The sequence below is a fragment of the Gordonia sp. CPCC 205515 genome (assembly GCF_048537925.1).
Taxonomy (GTDB): Bacteria; Actinomycetota; Actinomycetes; order Mycobacteriales; family Mycobacteriaceae; genus Gordonia.
In genome coordinates this window covers 185428-199907 of the sequence record NZ_JBCLVJ010000002.1, presented here as the reverse complement: position 1 = coordinate 199907, position 14480 = coordinate 185428, and the positions used below count along the sequence as shown (strand labels likewise).

General features: G+C 67.7%; 15 protein-coding genes. 7 read left to right on the top strand and 8 right to left on the bottom strand.

Annotated features, from left to right (window positions below):
• Positions 1 to 113 precede the first annotated feature (113 nt).
• Genes AAFP30_RS01155 through AAFP30_RS01145 form a run of 3 tightly spaced genes read left to right on the top strand, consistent with a single transcriptional unit; the run spans position 114 to position 2562 of the window.
• Positions 114 to 1451 carry an MFS transporter gene (locus AAFP30_RS01155; protein WP_419227991.1) on the top strand — a complete coding sequence of 446 codons (1338 nt, stop codon included), beginning with the start codon at positions 114 to 116 and terminating at the stop codon, positions 1449 to 1451.
• A 24-nt stretch (positions 1452 to 1475) separates the two neighbouring features.
• Positions 1476 to 2264 carry an alpha/beta fold hydrolase gene (locus tag AAFP30_RS01150; RefSeq protein WP_419227990.1) on the top strand — a complete coding sequence of 263 codons (789 nt, stop codon included), beginning with the start codon at positions 1476 to 1478 and terminating at the stop codon, positions 2262 to 2264.
• Position 2265: 1 nt separating this feature from the next.
• A complete protein-coding gene (locus AAFP30_RS01145; RefSeq protein ID WP_419227989.1) occupies positions 2266 to 2562 on the top strand; it encodes an MGMT family protein in 297 nt (98 codons plus the stop codon).
• 1 nt (position 2563) lies between these two features.
• Here the strand turns inward: AAFP30_RS01145 and AAFP30_RS01140 are convergent, their stop codons facing one another.
• From AAFP30_RS01140 to AAFP30_RS01130, 3 genes are all read right to left on the bottom strand, one after another.
• Entirely contained in the window at positions 2564 to 3418 is an 855-nt protein-coding gene (locus tag AAFP30_RS01140; RefSeq protein WP_419227988.1) for a TIGR02569 family protein, read from the bottom strand.
• 75 nt (positions 3419 to 3493) lie between these two features.
• On the bottom strand, positions 3494 to 4669 hold the full coding sequence (gene moeZ / locus AAFP30_RS01135; RefSeq protein WP_419227987.1) for an adenylyltransferase/sulfurtransferase MoeZ: 1176 nt from the start codon (positions 4667 to 4669) through the stop codon (positions 3494 to 3496).
• A 92-nt stretch (positions 4670 to 4761) separates the two neighbouring features.
• Positions 4762 to 5835: a DUF3152 domain-containing protein gene (locus AAFP30_RS01130; protein WP_419227986.1), complete on the bottom strand. Its 1074-nt coding sequence runs from the start codon at positions 5833 to 5835 to the stop codon at positions 4762 to 4764.
• Positions 5836 to 5937: 102 nt separating this feature from the next.
• Between AAFP30_RS01130 and AAFP30_RS01125 the strand changes: the two genes are divergently transcribed.
• Positions 5938 to 6594, top strand: coding sequence for a TetR/AcrR family transcriptional regulator (locus AAFP30_RS01125; protein WP_419227985.1), 657 nt, complete (start codon positions 5938 to 5940; stop codon positions 6592 to 6594).
• 116 nt (positions 6595 to 6710) lie between these two features.
• Here AAFP30_RS01125 and AAFP30_RS01120 read toward each other — a convergent pair whose 3' ends face one another.
• Together AAFP30_RS01120 and AAFP30_RS01115 are read right to left on the bottom strand one after the other, a co-directional pair.
• On the bottom strand, positions 6711 to 6944 hold the full coding sequence (locus tag AAFP30_RS01120; RefSeq protein WP_419227984.1) for a DUF3107 domain-containing protein: 234 nt from the start codon (positions 6942 to 6944) through the stop codon (positions 6711 to 6713).
• Between the two features lie 134 nt (positions 6945 to 7078).
• Positions 7079 to 7756, bottom strand: a complete 678-nt coding sequence (locus AAFP30_RS01115) for a ferritin-like fold-containing protein (protein WP_419227983.1) — start codon at positions 7754 to 7756, stop codon at positions 7079 to 7081.
• 312 nt (positions 7757 to 8068) lie between these two features.
• Between AAFP30_RS01115 and AAFP30_RS01110 the strand changes: the two genes are divergently transcribed.
• Positions 8069 to 9664 carry a DEAD/DEAH box helicase gene (locus AAFP30_RS01110; RefSeq protein ID WP_419227982.1) on the top strand — a complete coding sequence of 532 codons (1596 nt, stop codon included), beginning with the start codon at positions 8069 to 8071 and terminating at the stop codon, positions 9662 to 9664.
• 15 nt (positions 9665 to 9679) lie between these two features.
• Positions 9680 to 10954 carry a hypothetical protein gene (locus AAFP30_RS01105; protein ID WP_419227981.1) on the top strand — a complete coding sequence of 425 codons (1275 nt, stop codon included), beginning with the start codon at positions 9680 to 9682 and terminating at the stop codon, positions 10952 to 10954.
• Between the two features lie 4 nt (positions 10955 to 10958).
• Here AAFP30_RS01105 and AAFP30_RS01100 read toward each other — a convergent pair whose 3' ends face one another.
• Both AAFP30_RS01100 and AAFP30_RS01095 read right to left on the bottom strand, forming a co-directional pair.
• Positions 10959 to 11750: a ParA family protein gene (locus tag AAFP30_RS01100; RefSeq protein WP_419227980.1), complete on the bottom strand. Its 792-nt coding sequence runs from the start codon at positions 11748 to 11750 to the stop codon at positions 10959 to 10961.
• Positions 11751 to 11819: 69 nt separating this feature from the next.
• Positions 11820 to 12215, bottom strand: coding sequence for a hypothetical protein (locus AAFP30_RS01095; RefSeq protein WP_419228630.1), 396 nt, complete (start codon positions 12213 to 12215; stop codon positions 11820 to 11822).
• Between the two features lie 170 nt (positions 12216 to 12385).
• Here AAFP30_RS01095 and AAFP30_RS01090 point away from each other — a divergent pair, with 170 nt between their 5' ends.
• Complete coding sequence (locus tag AAFP30_RS01090) at positions 12386 to 13357, top strand: diacylglycerol/lipid kinase family protein (RefSeq protein ID WP_419227979.1); 972 nt, start codon at positions 12386 to 12388, stop codon at positions 13355 to 13357.
• Here the strand turns inward: AAFP30_RS01090 and AAFP30_RS01085 are convergent.
• The gene (locus AAFP30_RS01085; RefSeq protein WP_419228629.1) at positions 13294 to 14430 is read right to left on the bottom strand and encodes an MFS transporter; all 1137 of its coding nucleotides are present in this window, start codon (positions 14428 to 14430) and stop codon (positions 13294 to 13296) included. The two genes, AAFP30_RS01090 and AAFP30_RS01085, sit on opposite strands and share 64 nt — an antisense overlap.
• Between the last annotated feature and the right edge of the window lie 50 nt (positions 14431 to 14480).

The window sequence follows — 14480 nt, the reverse complement described above, 5'->3', positions numbered from 1 at the left end:
GCTATAGATCGGATCAATATTGCCCATCGGCAGATCGGTCTTCCGGAAGGCTGCTTCGGCTACTGAGAATGCTTCAGATCACATTTTCGACCAGTCAGCCCCGGAGGTCACACATGTCGGTATCCGACAATCTGCCGCCCCTCACCACTCGAGCGCCCGACGCGATCGGTCCGCCAACGGGTCCGGCGGTCCCGCACTCGCTGAGCAAGAAGCTGCTCGCCGCGTTCCTGTTGACCTACGTGGGGTTCTGGATCGCCTATCTGACCCCGCCCATCGTGTCCATGTCGCTACGCCTGGCCGACATCCTGCCCCAGGGCCAACGGGCGACTGCCCTGTCCCTGGTGCTCGGTGCCGGCGGCATCGTGGCATTGCTGACCAACCCGATCGTCGGCGCGCTGTCCGACCGGACCCGCTCCCGATTCGGTATGCGCACCCCGTGGATCGTGGGCGGCACAATCGTGTCGGTGCTCGGCTTTACGCTGTTGGCGCTGTCGAGTTCGGTGCCCGGCATCCTGGTCGGCTATCTGATCGGTATCGCGGGCGCGTTCTCCGTGCTCGCGGCGCTGATCGCGCTCATCCCCGATCAGGTTCCGCCCGCCCAGCGGGGCTGGGTGTCCGGCCTGGCCGGGATGTGCGTGCCGGTGGGTGCGGTGGCCGGCGCGGCGCTGACCCCGATGCTGGCCACGCACGGACCGGTGGCCATGTTCGTCGGGCCGTGCGTGCTCATGGTGATCGGTACCGGATGGTTGCTGACCGTGCTCGACGACCGCCGCCTCGACCCCCAGGTCGCCGCCGCCCAGCCCGCCTTCAGTCTGTCCTGGCTGCTGCGCAGCTATTGGATCAGTCCACGTAAGCACCCCGACTTCGGCTGGACCTGGCTCAGCCGGTTCCTGCTGTTCATGGGCACCGCGATCCTGGTCGGTTATCAGCTGCTCTACCTGGTGAATCAGCTGCATTACACGATGGAGACGGTCGCCGGGATCGTCGCGATCTCCTCGGCCGTGCACTACGCGTTCACGTTCGCGTTCAGCCCGATCGCCGGCAAGTTGTCCGACCGCATCGGCCGCCGCAAGGTGTTCGTCGCCGCCGGTGCGGCCATCTACGCGGGCGGCATGATCGCCATTGCACTCGCCCACTCCCTGCCGCTGTTCCTCATCGGCATGGCGATCACCGGCATCGGTGAGGGCATCTACCTGGCCGTCGATCTCGCCCTGGTCACCGAGGTCATCCCGGATCAGAACGACACGGCCCGCGCGATGGGACTGTTCAACGTCGCCAACACGGTGCCGCCCGCACTGGCCCCGGCCATCGCACCGGCGTTCCTGGCGATCCCGGCGTTCGGCATCCTCAGCACCAGCGCCGACGGCAACTTCGTCGCCCTGTACCTGGCGTCGGCGGTCTTCGCCTTGCTCGGCGCGATCGTCATCCGCAAGGTGCGCGGGGTCCGTTAGGTTCCGCTACGGCAAGATGGCGGCATGTCGTTGCACACCGAGTTCTTCGGCCCCGACTCCCCCGGCGCCCCGACCGTCCTGGCCGTCCACGGGCTGACCGGCCACGGCCGCCGGTGGGAGGCGCTGGCCGCCGAGTTCCTGCCCGACATGCGCGTCATCGCCCCCGATCTGCTGGGGCACGGCCATTCGCCGTGGGTGCCGCCGTGGTCGTTCACCGCCCACGTCGACGCGCTGGCCGAGGTCGTCGATGAACACCTCGCAGCGCAGCCGTTGGTCCTCGTCGGACATTCGTTCGGCGGGGCGCTGGCCATCCGACTCGCGAATCGGCTTGGCTCCGAGCGGGTATCGGGACTGGTACTGCTCGATCCGGCGCAGGGTCTCGACCCGGCCTGGGCATTGGAAGTGGCAACCGACTCGCTGGCGAATTGGGATTACGCCGATGCCGCCGCCGCCCGCGCCGCCAAGCGCTCCGAAGGATGGGCGCAGGTTCCGGATCGATTGCTGGACAAGGAGATCGGCGACCACCTGATTGAGCTGCCGAACGGGCGGGTCGGGTGGCGAGTGTGCGCGCCGGCGGCTGCGGCGGCGTGGAGCGAGATTGCCGGCGCCCTCGTCCTGCCACCAGCGGGATTGCCAACAGTAGTGGTCGTCGCCGATCAGGTGGATCCACCGTTCGTCCGCGCCGAGTTCCTGGAAGCCGTTGCCGCACAACGCGAGGTGACGGTGATCCACGCCGACTGTGGCCACATGGTGCCGTTCCTCGCGCCGGAGTTGACGGCGCAACTCGTCCGATCGATGTTCGACCAGGCCTGAGATGGCCGCGATCTCCGACGACGACGTCGAGCAGGTGCGGGCGCTGGTGGCGGCGATCCCGGAGGGGATGGTCACGACCTATGGCGATCTCGCTGCGGCCGTGGGGTTGTCGAGTCCGAGGATCGTCGGGTGGATCATGCGGACCGATTCGGCCGACCTCCCGTGGCACCGGGTGATCTCGGCGAGCGGCAAACCGTCACCGCATCTGGCCACCCGCCAACTCGATCGCCTACGCGCGGAAGGCGTGCCGATGCGCGACGGCAAGGTCACGTTGCGCGAGTGCCGATGGCAGCCCTGAGCTACAGCATCAACCGAACGAGGTCGACCACCCGCTCGAGTCCAGGCAACGCCCCAGAGGTGGCACGCGGGTGCAGTGCATGCACGGCGAGCCGGAACATGGTGGCGCGCAACATCATCTGCGGCCATTCGGGTTGATCCGACCAGCGGTCGATGAGTTCGTCGTCGGCACCGCCCCAGGCCAGGGAATCCACGACGACGACCGCCGCGGCCCAGGGCGCCGGCCGCCAGTAGGGCACGATATCGGTGATGCCGGGCGCGGCGGCACCGGCGAACAGCACCGTGCCGAACAGGTCCCCGTGCACCACCTGCGACGGCAGGTCCACGTTCTTACGAAGCGTGGCAAGCGTTTTCAGCATCTTCACGCTCTCCACCCCGTCCGGCGAGGTGGGTTCACCCATCCCGGCGGCACGCGCGGAGCGGAGCGGAACGTCTTCCCACGCGGCGCGGTCGGCGGCGGTGAAGACATCGACGTCGGTGTGCGGCGGGGCGGGTGACTGCAGCAGGAAGCGCGGACGCTCCAATGACGCGGTGGCCTCATGCAGTCGGTCGGCGACCAACACCACCTCGTCGTGCCGCGGTTCCGGGGTGCCGGCGATATAAGTGTCCGCCCGCCACCCGGACACCACGTAGCGTCCATCGGTGGCACGGAACGGGCGGGCGATCCGCAAGCCTTCGACGTAGAGCGACTCGCGGACCGTCGCCGACCACGCCGCGCGGGCGTGATCGGGTACCAGGGACAGCACCACTTCGCCGACCCGCCAGCCACCGATCCACGAATCGCCCATCTGGATCGGTGGGTGGGCGGTCAACCCGAACGTGTTCAGCACATGCTCGGGCGGCTCGACGGTGTTCACGCCTGCAGAGATTACCCAGCGAACCTGCAGGAAGCCGGTAACGACGCGGACCAGGTCACGCCGAGTTCTGCGAGGTCAGTAGACGGGCAGGCTCTTGTCGACCTGGTTCGCCCACGCCGTGACCCCGCCCTGCAGGTGCGTGGCATCGGCGAACCCGGCCCGCTTGAGCGCGGCGAGTACCTCGGCGGACCGCACACCGGTCTTGCAGTAGAGCACCGTCGGCCGGTCCTGCGGCACCTTCGCGAGTCCGGCACCGGAGAGGATCTCGTCCTTGGGGATCAGCGTCGCTCCGTCGATGCGCACGATCTCCCATTCGACGGGTTCCCGCACGTCGATCAGCGCGAGCTTCTCGCCGGCGTCGATCTTCTCCTTGAGTTCGGCGGCGGTGACGGTCGAGCCGGCCGCGGCGTCGGCGGCTTCGGTGGACACCACACCGCAGAAGTCGTCGTAGTCGATGAGCCCGGCGATCCGCTCGCCCTCCGGGTCCTTGCGGATCTTGATCGTGCGGTAGGTCATGTCCAGGGCGTCGTACACCATCAGTCGACCGAGCAACGGTTCCCCGATGCCGCAGATCAGCTTGATGGCCTCGGTACCCATGATCGAGCCGATCGACGCGCACAGGATGCCGAGCACACCGCCCTCGGCGCACGAGGGCACCATGCCGGGCGGCGGGGCCTGCGGATACAGGTCGCGATAGTTGAGGCCGCGGCCGTCGGGGGCATCTTCCCAGAACACCGACGCCTGACCCTCGAACCGGTAGATCGAGCCCCAGACGTACGGCTTGTGCGCGAGCACCGCCGCGTCGTTGACCAGGTAGCGGGTGGCGAAGTTGTCGGTGCCGTCGAGTATGAGGTCGTACTGGCTGAACAGCTCGATCGCGCCCTCGGGTTCCAGACGCTGATCGTGGAGGTTGACCGTGACGTAGGGGTTGATCTCGGTGATCGAGTCCCGGGCGCTCTCGGCCTTCGGGCGGCCGATGTCGGACTGCCCGTGGATGACCTGACGCTGCAGGTTGGATTCGTCGACGACGTCGAACTCGACGATGCCGATGGTGCCCACGCCGGCCGCAGCCAGGTAGAGCAGGGTGGGCGACCCGAGGCCACCGGCACCGATCACGAGCACCTTGGCATTCTTCAGGCGCTTCTGACCGTCCATTCCGACGTCCGGAATGATCAGGTGGCGGCTATAGCGGGCCACCTCTTCGTTGGACAGTTCCGCTGCAGGTTCCACCAGCGGGGGTAACGACGACACGGGCGCCTCCAATAGACATGACTGTTGTGCGACTGTCGTTAGTCAACCCTCGCACGGGCCAGGTCATTCCGTGACGCGGTCGGCGAAGCCTCTCACTTGGTCGGAAACGGCCAGGGATTCGGTGTGCAGACGTAGGCCGGGTTGGCTTTCATGTCGGGGTCGAGTGCCATGATCTGGCTGTTGGCGACGCCGAACGACTGCTGCATCATGATCGGCGCGAGCGCGCCGTTCTCCTTGCACGGTTCGTGACTCTCGTAACCGATGCCATGGCCGGTCTCGTGATTGATGAGGTACTGCCGGTAGAGCAGGTCGTCGCCCTGGTAGGACTGGGCGCCCCGCACCCACCGCGCCTCGTTCAGGGTGACCCGCTTCTCCGGCGGATAGAAGCAGGACGTCTCGAGCTGGATCTGGTAGCCGCAGAGTTCCCGCGCGGTGTGCGACGACGCCAGGGTGATCCGCAGGTCGGGCTCACCACGGTCGATGCGCCGGAACGAGACCTGGCCGCCACCGATCCAGCTGCGCGGATTGGCCAGCGTCGAGTCGACCATCTTCCCGAATGCCCGGTCGCTGCCGAAGTCGGTCGGTGACAGGCCGTCTTCGACCTCCACGGTGTAGGTGTAGACCTGTCCGCCGGTGCCGACCTGCTTGGTGGTGCCCGGGACCACGTGGTAGACCTCTTTGCCCTCTTTGGTGTAGGTCCCACCGGCGGGCAGGGTGGCCGCCGGTAGTGACGCCACCTTGACCGTTCCCGACGGCGCACCGACCGGCTTGGTCTCCTTGCTCACGTCGGTGTTGCGGGCCGCGGCGTCGGGTTTGACGTCGGCCGCCGGGACGACGGCGGAGCTCGAACCGTTGCGGATGGTCACCACGATGAGCACGATGGTCAACACCAGGAGCACCGGGATCGCGTATGCCCGCCAGCCGTAGGTGGCAACGAACCGTCCGAGTGCACTCTGCTTCTTGCGCTCGGGCTGCGCCGACCTGTCCACACGCGGACGTCCGTGATCATCGGTCGGATCCCAGCGGGCGCGCAACGGCTGGTCAGGACGTGGGCGTGACTGGACCCGATCCGCAGCCAAAGTGTCCGATGCCGCGTCCTGGGTGCGCGCACGCGCACCGCCGACCCCATTGTCACCGGGGGTCGACCCGTGTCCTGGGTGACTCACAGGGTCCACCTTCTCACAGGTCAGATCGATCATCGGGTAACCCATTCGCCAGATCGCGGCATGTGTAACCGACGACGCTCACGCCGCGAGTACGCTCGACGCATGTCGACCGCCACGAACCCCTCGCCGGGCGCGGGCCGCAGCACTCGTCTGCCCCGCAGCGCCCGCCGGATGCAGTTACTCGAGGCGGCCAGCGAGATCTTTGTGGAGCGCGGCTATCACTCCGCCGGCATGGACGAGATCGCGGTGCACGCCGGAGTCAGCAAACCTGTCCTCTACCAACACTTTCCATCAAAACTAGACCTGTACATCGCGGTCGTCGACTCCCATGCGGAAAAGCTGGTGAGCGATGTCAACGCGGCGTTGCTGACGACCACCGACAACCGGCAGCGGGTCCGCGCGGCGGTCCAGGCGTTCTTCGATTTCATCGATCAGGACAACTCCGGGTACCGACTGATCTTCTCCTCGGACGCGATGGACCCGGCGGTGATCCGCCGCGTCGACGGCGCCACCGAAGCGTGTGTCGACGCCGTCTACGGCCTCGTCATGCACGACTCCGGACTCGATCCCTACCGATCGCGGATGCTGGCGGCCGGCCTGGTCGGCGCGAGTCAGGTCAACGCCCGTTACTGGCTGGAGGCGAAACGCCCGGTCGACAAGCAGACCGCGGTGGACACCACCGTCGCGCTGCTGTGGGGCGGACTCTCGCACGTGCCGATCCTCGAGAACGAAGCGTCGGCGGCGCCGGCGGGCGAGTAATAGCGACGCACAGACGGTTCTTCCCCCTGCTTTCCGTTCTTCCGCCCATACGGGGGAAGAACGCAAAGCAGGGGGAAGAACTTCTTGGTCAGCGAGCTGACTGCGCTGAGTCAGCCTCAGACGGCTCCGAAACCGACGCGACGGTTCTCAGTGCTGCCGACCTCGACATAGGCGATCTTGGTGACCGGGATCAGGTACCGCGCACCCTTGTCGTCGGTCAGCGAGAGCAGCGACTGCTTGCCGTTCAGTGCGGCCTCGACCGCGGCGTAGGCCTCGTCGCTGGTGAGTGCCGACTGGATGGACAGCTCTCGCGGGCTGTCGGTGATGCCGATCTTCACTTCAACGGTCATGGCCGCCCTTCTCCCATTCGACGATCTTCTCCGTGCGGACCCAGGCTAGTTGAGCCGCCCGCGCCGGCGACACCGGCTCCGCTCACAGCGGAACCGCGGACTTCGCGCCGCCCGATTGATGCGCGTGCCCGCGCTCAGCCCAGGCCGAGGTCGCTCATGCGTTTGGCGTGTTCGGCGGCGATGGCGTCGAAGAAGCTCGCCACCCCCTGCAACGACGCGGCCTCGGCGAAGAGCAGGTCGGTGACCTCCTCCTCGGCAGCGAGCACCCACTGCGCGTGGGTGATGGCCTCGCCGAGCAGTCGACGACCCCACAGGGTGAGCGGCGATTTCAGCGACGGGTCGCGCGTGACCGCGGCGGTTACCTGCTCGCGCGCGAAGTGCGAACTGCTGGTCTGCGACATCACCTGCGCGATGACGGTCTGCGCGTCTCCGGGCAGCACCCCGGCCAGCTCGGTGTAGAAGTCGGCGGCCAGGCCGTCGCCGACATAGGCCTTGACAAGCGACTCGTACCAGGTCTTGGGGGTCGTCGCCGAGTGGTACTGATCGAACACCGACCGATAGCGTTCCACCGATGCCGTCGGGTCCAGTCCACGTGCGCTGACCTGGGCGGCGAGCACATCGAAGTGGTGGATCTCGGACGCCGCCATCCGCGCGATGGCGATCTGACTCGCCACATCCGGTGCCATCTTCGACTCCTCGATGAGCCGATAGAACGCCGAGTATTCGCCCGCCAACAAGACTGCGAAGAGCTTGGTCACCGCGCCGTTGGTGGCGTCGGACGAGGAATCGGGCTGCAGTGACGCTGATGACATGCAGGAGATGGTAGGCGGGCAGGGTGCGTACACCAAGTACACTGATCAACGGTGTACTGACGCGAACGTGTCGAAACCATGTCGGCGGTAGCGCTGACCGACCTCGACCACGCACGCGGACACCAGACAATGTGCGCGCACTCGGCGCGGATTGCCCGCCACATCTCGACGCGGGCGGTCCGCCTGGCCACCACAGCGGCGGAACGGTTCATTTCTCTCGACCGACTTCCCCTTTCACGCGAGCCGACTCGCGAGATTCCCGTGGTGCCTTTCGTGCGTGCGGGACATGCGAGAAAGGCATAACCGAACATCATGAGCGATTCCATCGCAACGACCGGAACAACATCCGACGACGACGTGCAGACAACGATCGTCGACGAGGAGCACACCTCCCCCACCTTCGCCGAACTCGGCGTCGACGACCGCATCGTGTCGGCACTGACCGCCGACGGCAAGACCCACACCTTCGCCATCCAGGAACTCACCCTGCCGCTGGCCCTGGCCGGCGACGATCTCATCGGGCAGGCCCGCACCGGCATGGGCAAGACCTTCGGGTTCGGCGTGCCGTTGCTGCACCGCCTGGCCAACGCCGAGGCCAGCGGCCTGCGCGCGCTGGACAACACCCCCCGCGCACTGATCATCGTGCCGACCCGCGAGCTCTGCCTGCAGGTCACCGGCGACCTCGAGGTGGCCGCCAAGAACCTGACGGACGTGACCCTGGCCGACGGCACCGTGCGCCCGCTGAAGATCACCTCCATCTACGGCGGCCGCCCCTACGATTCGCAGATCGCCGACCTCCGGGGCGGCATCGACGTCGTCGTCGGCACCCCGGGCCGACTGCTCGATCTGGCGCAGCAGGGTCATCTGATCCTGGGCAAGGTCGCGGTCCTGGTCCTCGACGAGGCCGATGAGATGCTCGACCTGGGCTTCCTGCCCGACATCGAACGCATCATGTCGGCGCTGCCCACCCCGCGCCAGACCATGCTGTTCTCGGCGACGATGCCCGGACCGATCGTCACCTTGGCCCGGACCTTCCTGAACCGCCCGACGCACATCCGCGCCGAGCACGCCAACGACTCGGCGATCCACGAACGCACCACCCAGTACATCTACCGGGCGCATGCCCTGGACAAGGCCGAACTCGTCGCCCGCATCCTGCAGGCCGAGGGCCGCGGCGCGACGATGATCTTCACCCGCACCAAGCGGACCGCGCAGAAGGTCGCCGACGATCTCGCCGAACGCGGATTCTCCGTCGGTGCCGTGCACGGTGACCTCGGGCAGATCGCCCGGGAGAAGGCGCTGAAGAAGTTCCGTACGGGCGCCATCGACGTCCTCGTCGCCACCGACGTCGCCGCCCGCGGTATCGACATCGACGATGTCACCCACGTCATCAACTACCAGTGCCCCGAGGACGACAAGACCTACGTGCACCGCATCGGCCGCACCGGCCGCGCGGGCCGCACCGGCATCGCGATCACCCTCGTCGACTGGGACGAGCTGCACCGCTGGGAGCTGATCAACTCGGCCCTCAAGCTCGGCGTGCCCGAGCCCGAGGAAACGTATTCGACGTCGGAAACCCTGCAGACCGAACTGAACGTGCCTGCCTCGGCCACCGGCCGCATCGCCGCACCGCGCCGCGAGTCCGACCCCGACGAGAAGCGCGTCGAACGTCGGCCGCGCAGCGAACGACCCAAGTCGACGCGCCAGCGTCGCCGCACCCGCGGCGGACAGGCGTCCGAGGGCACCGGTGAGACCACCGGTACCGATACCGCCTCGACCGAATCGGCCTCGGAGCAGTCCGGCGAGACGTCGGACAAGCCGCGGCGCCGTCGCCGTCGTCGGGGTGGCGCCAAGCACAACACCGACGCGGCCGCACCGGCCACCGCCACCACCTCGGCCGCCGAGTAGCTCCACCGCACTCGCGTGGCACGTCTCACACCCGAACGGCGCACGCCGATCGACCTGGCCGTCAGTGCTGCCATCGTGGCGGTCGTGCTCATCGTGGGTGTCGTCGTCTGGCTCAACAGCCCGGTACGGCACACCGACAGCGTGCAGGCCGCCGGCGCGGTACCGAGTGTGTCGGCCGCGACCACCGTGCCCGATCGGGTGACCCCGCTCTGGCATGCGCGGTCGTCGGCCACCCGCATGCCGGCGCTGAGCCGGTCGCTGGTGGTCACCGCCGACGCCGGCACCGTGGAAGGGCGCGACCCGACGACCGGGCGCCAGGTGTGGCGCTATCAGCGGGATCTGCCGGTCTGCGCGATCATCGCCGCCTGGCCGTCGAGCACCAACGAGGTGCTCGCGGCCTACCGCAACTCCCGCGGCTGCGGCGAGATCACTGCACTCGACGGGTCCAGCGGTCACCGAGAGGGCAGCCGCAGCAGCGAGGCAGACGGCCGGGTCACTCTGACCTCGGACTCGGGTTACGTTGTCTCCCAAGGGAGTACCCGCCTCGAGACGTGGGGTTCGAATCTGGTGCGGGGCATTGAATACGGTCGCATCGAGGCGCCGGTGAAGCCCGATGTGCAACCGGATCGGCACGGCTGCCGTCTGTTTTCGTCGATCGTCGGCGGTGATCGGATCGCGGTCATCGAACGCTGCGACGGCGACCGCGGCTATCGGCTGACGGTGCTCGGCGCGGTCCTGAACAAGGACGAGCAGGTCCAGCAGTACGGGTCGTCGGTGATCACCGATGGGACCGACGGCCCGCCACCGGTGGTGGTCTCGATGAGCACCTCGGCGATCGCCGTCTACGACGGCGGCGCCAACCCACCCGCCCCATCGACGACGCCGGGCCCGGTGCCGGCCGCGATCCGGCAGTTCACCACCGACGGAGCACCCTCGGCCAACAACAGCGTCGACGGCGACACCGCCCCGCCCGCGAACTCGGTACCCATCGCCACCACCGGATTGACCACCTACTTCACCGGCAAGGCGACGGTGGTGGTGAACACCTCGACGGGGCGCCCGATCTATCAGGTGCCCGGCGCGATCGGGGCCGGCGACCTGATGGGTGGTTTCCTGCTCCTGCCGACCGCGACCGGTATCAGCGTGCGGGACGCGGCCAACGGACGCGAGGTCCGCGCGATACCCGTGACCCGCGAGGGGCGCGACGATCAACCGGTGAACCTGCGGGTTCTCGGCGACACCATCGTCGAGCAGCGAGGCGATCAGGTCACCGCTTACGGTCGCGCGTAAGAACTCAGCTCTCGTCGAAGGTCCGCACCGGACTGCCGGCCTCCCAATGCTTCCAGAGGTTCTCGGCCAGATCGCGATATGCGGTGGCGCCCTTGTTCTTTCGGCCACGCATCACCGAGGTACCCGATGCCGACGCCTCCGCGAACCGAACGGTACGCGGGATCGGCGGGTCGAGCACGGGAAGTTCGTAGCGGTCGGCGACGTCGGAGAGCACGTCGCGACTGTGGGTGGTCCGCGCGTCGAACAGGGTGGCCACCGCGCCGAGCATGGTCAGGTCCGAGTTGGTGATCTGCTGTACCTCTTTGACCGTGCGCAGCAGTTGCCCGACACCGCGATGGGCCAGGGTCTCACACTGCAGTGGCACCATCACCTCGTCGGCGGCCGTCAAGCCGTTGAGGGTGAGCACACCGAGCGACGGCGGGCAGTCGATGAGGATGACGTCGTAATCCTCGGCGATTTCGGCCAGCGCCCGCTTGAGCGCGTACTCCCGTCCCGGCCGCATCAGCAGCAACGCTTCGGCGCCGGCGAGGTCGATGGTGGCCGGCAACAGGGTGACGTTGTCCTCGGTGTCGAGCAGGACGTCGGCGATCTCCTCCTCCCCGAGGAGCACGTCGTGCACCGACGCCTCGAGTTGGTCCGGATCATGTCCGAGCGAAAAGGTAAGGCAGCCTTGCGGATCCAGATCGACGACGAGCACCGAGACGTCGAGATCGGCCAGTGCGGCACCCAACGACGCGACGGTCGTGGTCTTGGCCACGCCGCCCTTTTGATTGGCAACGGCCAGCATGCGGGTCATGGCCAATACTGTACGACCCATCACCGGATTATTCGGTGTTGAAATGCGTCACAAGAACGACGGAGAGTTTTATTCCGGCCCGTATTCGCCTGCCAGCCACCGCACCGAGGCGGGACTGAAGATCAACACGAGAACCGCGAGCGCGACGATGCCCAACGGCACCCCGATGAACGGCTGGTGACTGTCGGTCAGCAGGGCGTAGGCGACCGGCAGTAGCAGGATCTGCGCCACCACCGCGATCGCCCGCCCCCACCGACGTCCGGTCAGCAACGCCAGCCCGCCCACCAGGACGCCGGCGCCGATGATGCCGAACCAGGCGGCGGTGCCGTACCCGCTGATCGCCGCCTCTTTGTGTCCGGCGGCCTCCCGGATCGCCAGGATCACCGCGACGACGATCGCAATGACACCCTCGAGCGCGGTCACCGCACCCGCGATCCGCACCGGCGACGGCGGTCGTCCGGTCACGTCGTCGCCACCTCGGTTCTGCGTACCGGCGGTCTCCGCGTCGCGGCCCCTCTGATCACTCACGGGTCCAGCCTAGGGCGTGTCTCGCCACGCCACTGCGAGGGATTGGCGGGCGTCCGGTGCGCAGGCGGGTGCACGTCACAACGCCGGACCCAATACTCTGGGTTGTCGTGCGCGTCATGCTCATCGTCAATCCATTCGCCACGGCGACCACACCGGCCGGCCGGGACGCACTGGTCCATACGCTGAGCTCGCATTTCTCGCTCGACGTCGAGCACACCACCCACCGCGGTCACGCCGGCGAGCTCGCCGAACGCGCGGTGGCCGACGGTGTCGACGCGGTCATCGTGCACGGCGGCGACGGCTCGGTGAACGAGGTGGTCAACGGTTTGCTGGGTGCCCCGGATCCCACCGTGGACGTGTTCGGCGACGATCGCCGACTGCCGACCCTCGGGGTGATCCCGGGCGGTAGCGCCAACGTGTTCGCCCGCACCCTGGGCATCGCCGCCGATCCGCTGGCCGCGACCAGCCAGATCATCGAACTGCTCGACTCCGGGCAGCAACGTCGGATCGGGCTGGGCCACACCCAGCACCGCTGGTTCCTGTTCAACACCGGGATGGGCATGGATGCCGTCGTCGTGCACGCGATGGAGACCAAGCGCCATGCGGGCAAGGCCGCCACCCCCGGCCGCTATCTGTGGACGACGATCAGCTCGTTTTTCTCCCACGCCGGCAGCCAGGACACATTCACCGTCGAGGTGCCCGACCACGAGCCGGTCCCAGGGGTCCGCTTCGGGTTCGTCTCCAATACCAGCCCGTGGACCTACCTGGGCAAATACGAGATCCGCACCAACCCGAAGACCGGGTTCGACACCCGGCTGGGATTATTCGCCGCGACATCGACCGGCGTGTGGGCCAACCTGCCGCTCGCCGCGCGACTGCTCACGCATCGTCCACCCAAGGCGCGCCACCTCTACCGCGACGATGACGTGGCCTGGGTCCGCTTCCGCGCGGCCGAGCCGATCGACGTGCAGATGGACGGTGACTACGTCGGCGCGCACACCCTGCTGGAGTTCGGTTATCGCACGTCGGCCCTGTCGGTGGTGGCGCCCAACCAGATCACCAGGGCCAGCAGCAGGTAGGGCACCGCGGCGATCACGAACAGCCCGGTCGGCGGCAGCCACTGTGCGCCGAGGGCCCATCCCGCGAACGCGGCGATCGCCACCGTCTCCTCCCCCACGCCGGCGATCGAGGTGATCGTCGCCCGCGACGCCGAGGACACCCGGTGCGCCAGCATCGCGTCGGCCTGCACCAGCGACCAGCCGAACACCCCGAAAGCAAAGGCCACCAACACCATTCCCGCCGGGTGCGCCCACCCGGCGCCGACCACCAGTGCCAACGCCGCCACACCCAGCCAGATCGCGAATCTTTTTGGTCGCCAATCAATTCCGGAGGTGCGCGCGGCCGCGAGACCACCGGCGACATCACCGATCGCGATCAACACCATCAACAGCGCGACACCCGGTGCCGACCCGGGCCAGATCTCGTCGGCCAACAACGGCAGGTACTCGTCGAGCGCCGCCACCCAGGTGAGCACGATCAGCAGAAACAGACACCGGCGTACCGCAGGCTGCATGGACAATTGCCGCAGCGCGTCACGCAGGATCGCCGACGCCGAGAGTCGCTCCGCGATCGGTTGCCCGTCCTCATCGTCGACACCGGCGGACGGTGCGGGTCGGCGCTCGGGCAGCATCGCCGAGGTGGCCGCGCACAGCACGCACGCGAGAACGCTCGCCGCGCCGACCGCGTGGTAGCCGCCCCAGGCGGCCAGCGGCACCGCCAGTGCGGTGCCGGTGACGACGCCGATCGCCTGCATCGCCCGCATCCGACCGGTCAGCGTCGCATACCGTTCGGCCCGCCCGACCGCCGCCAGGGTGTCGAATACCAGCGCCTGCAACGTCCCGGAACGCAGCGAGCCACCCGCCGCCCACAAGACGAACCCGAGGGCGAACATCGAAAACGACGGCCACCACGTCCACAGCGCGAACCCGACCCCGGTGAGGAGCGGACCGAGCACCAGCAGCGGTCGGCGTGGCACGCGATCGGCGAGTATCCCGGTGGGGATCTCGAAGACGAACGACGACACCGACCACAGAATGAAAAGGACAGAAATCGACGCCGGTGAGAGGCCGGCCACAGCGGGGTCGGCGAACATCACCGCGTAGAGCGGATAGAGCGGGATGGCGTCCTCGACAATGGCTGTTG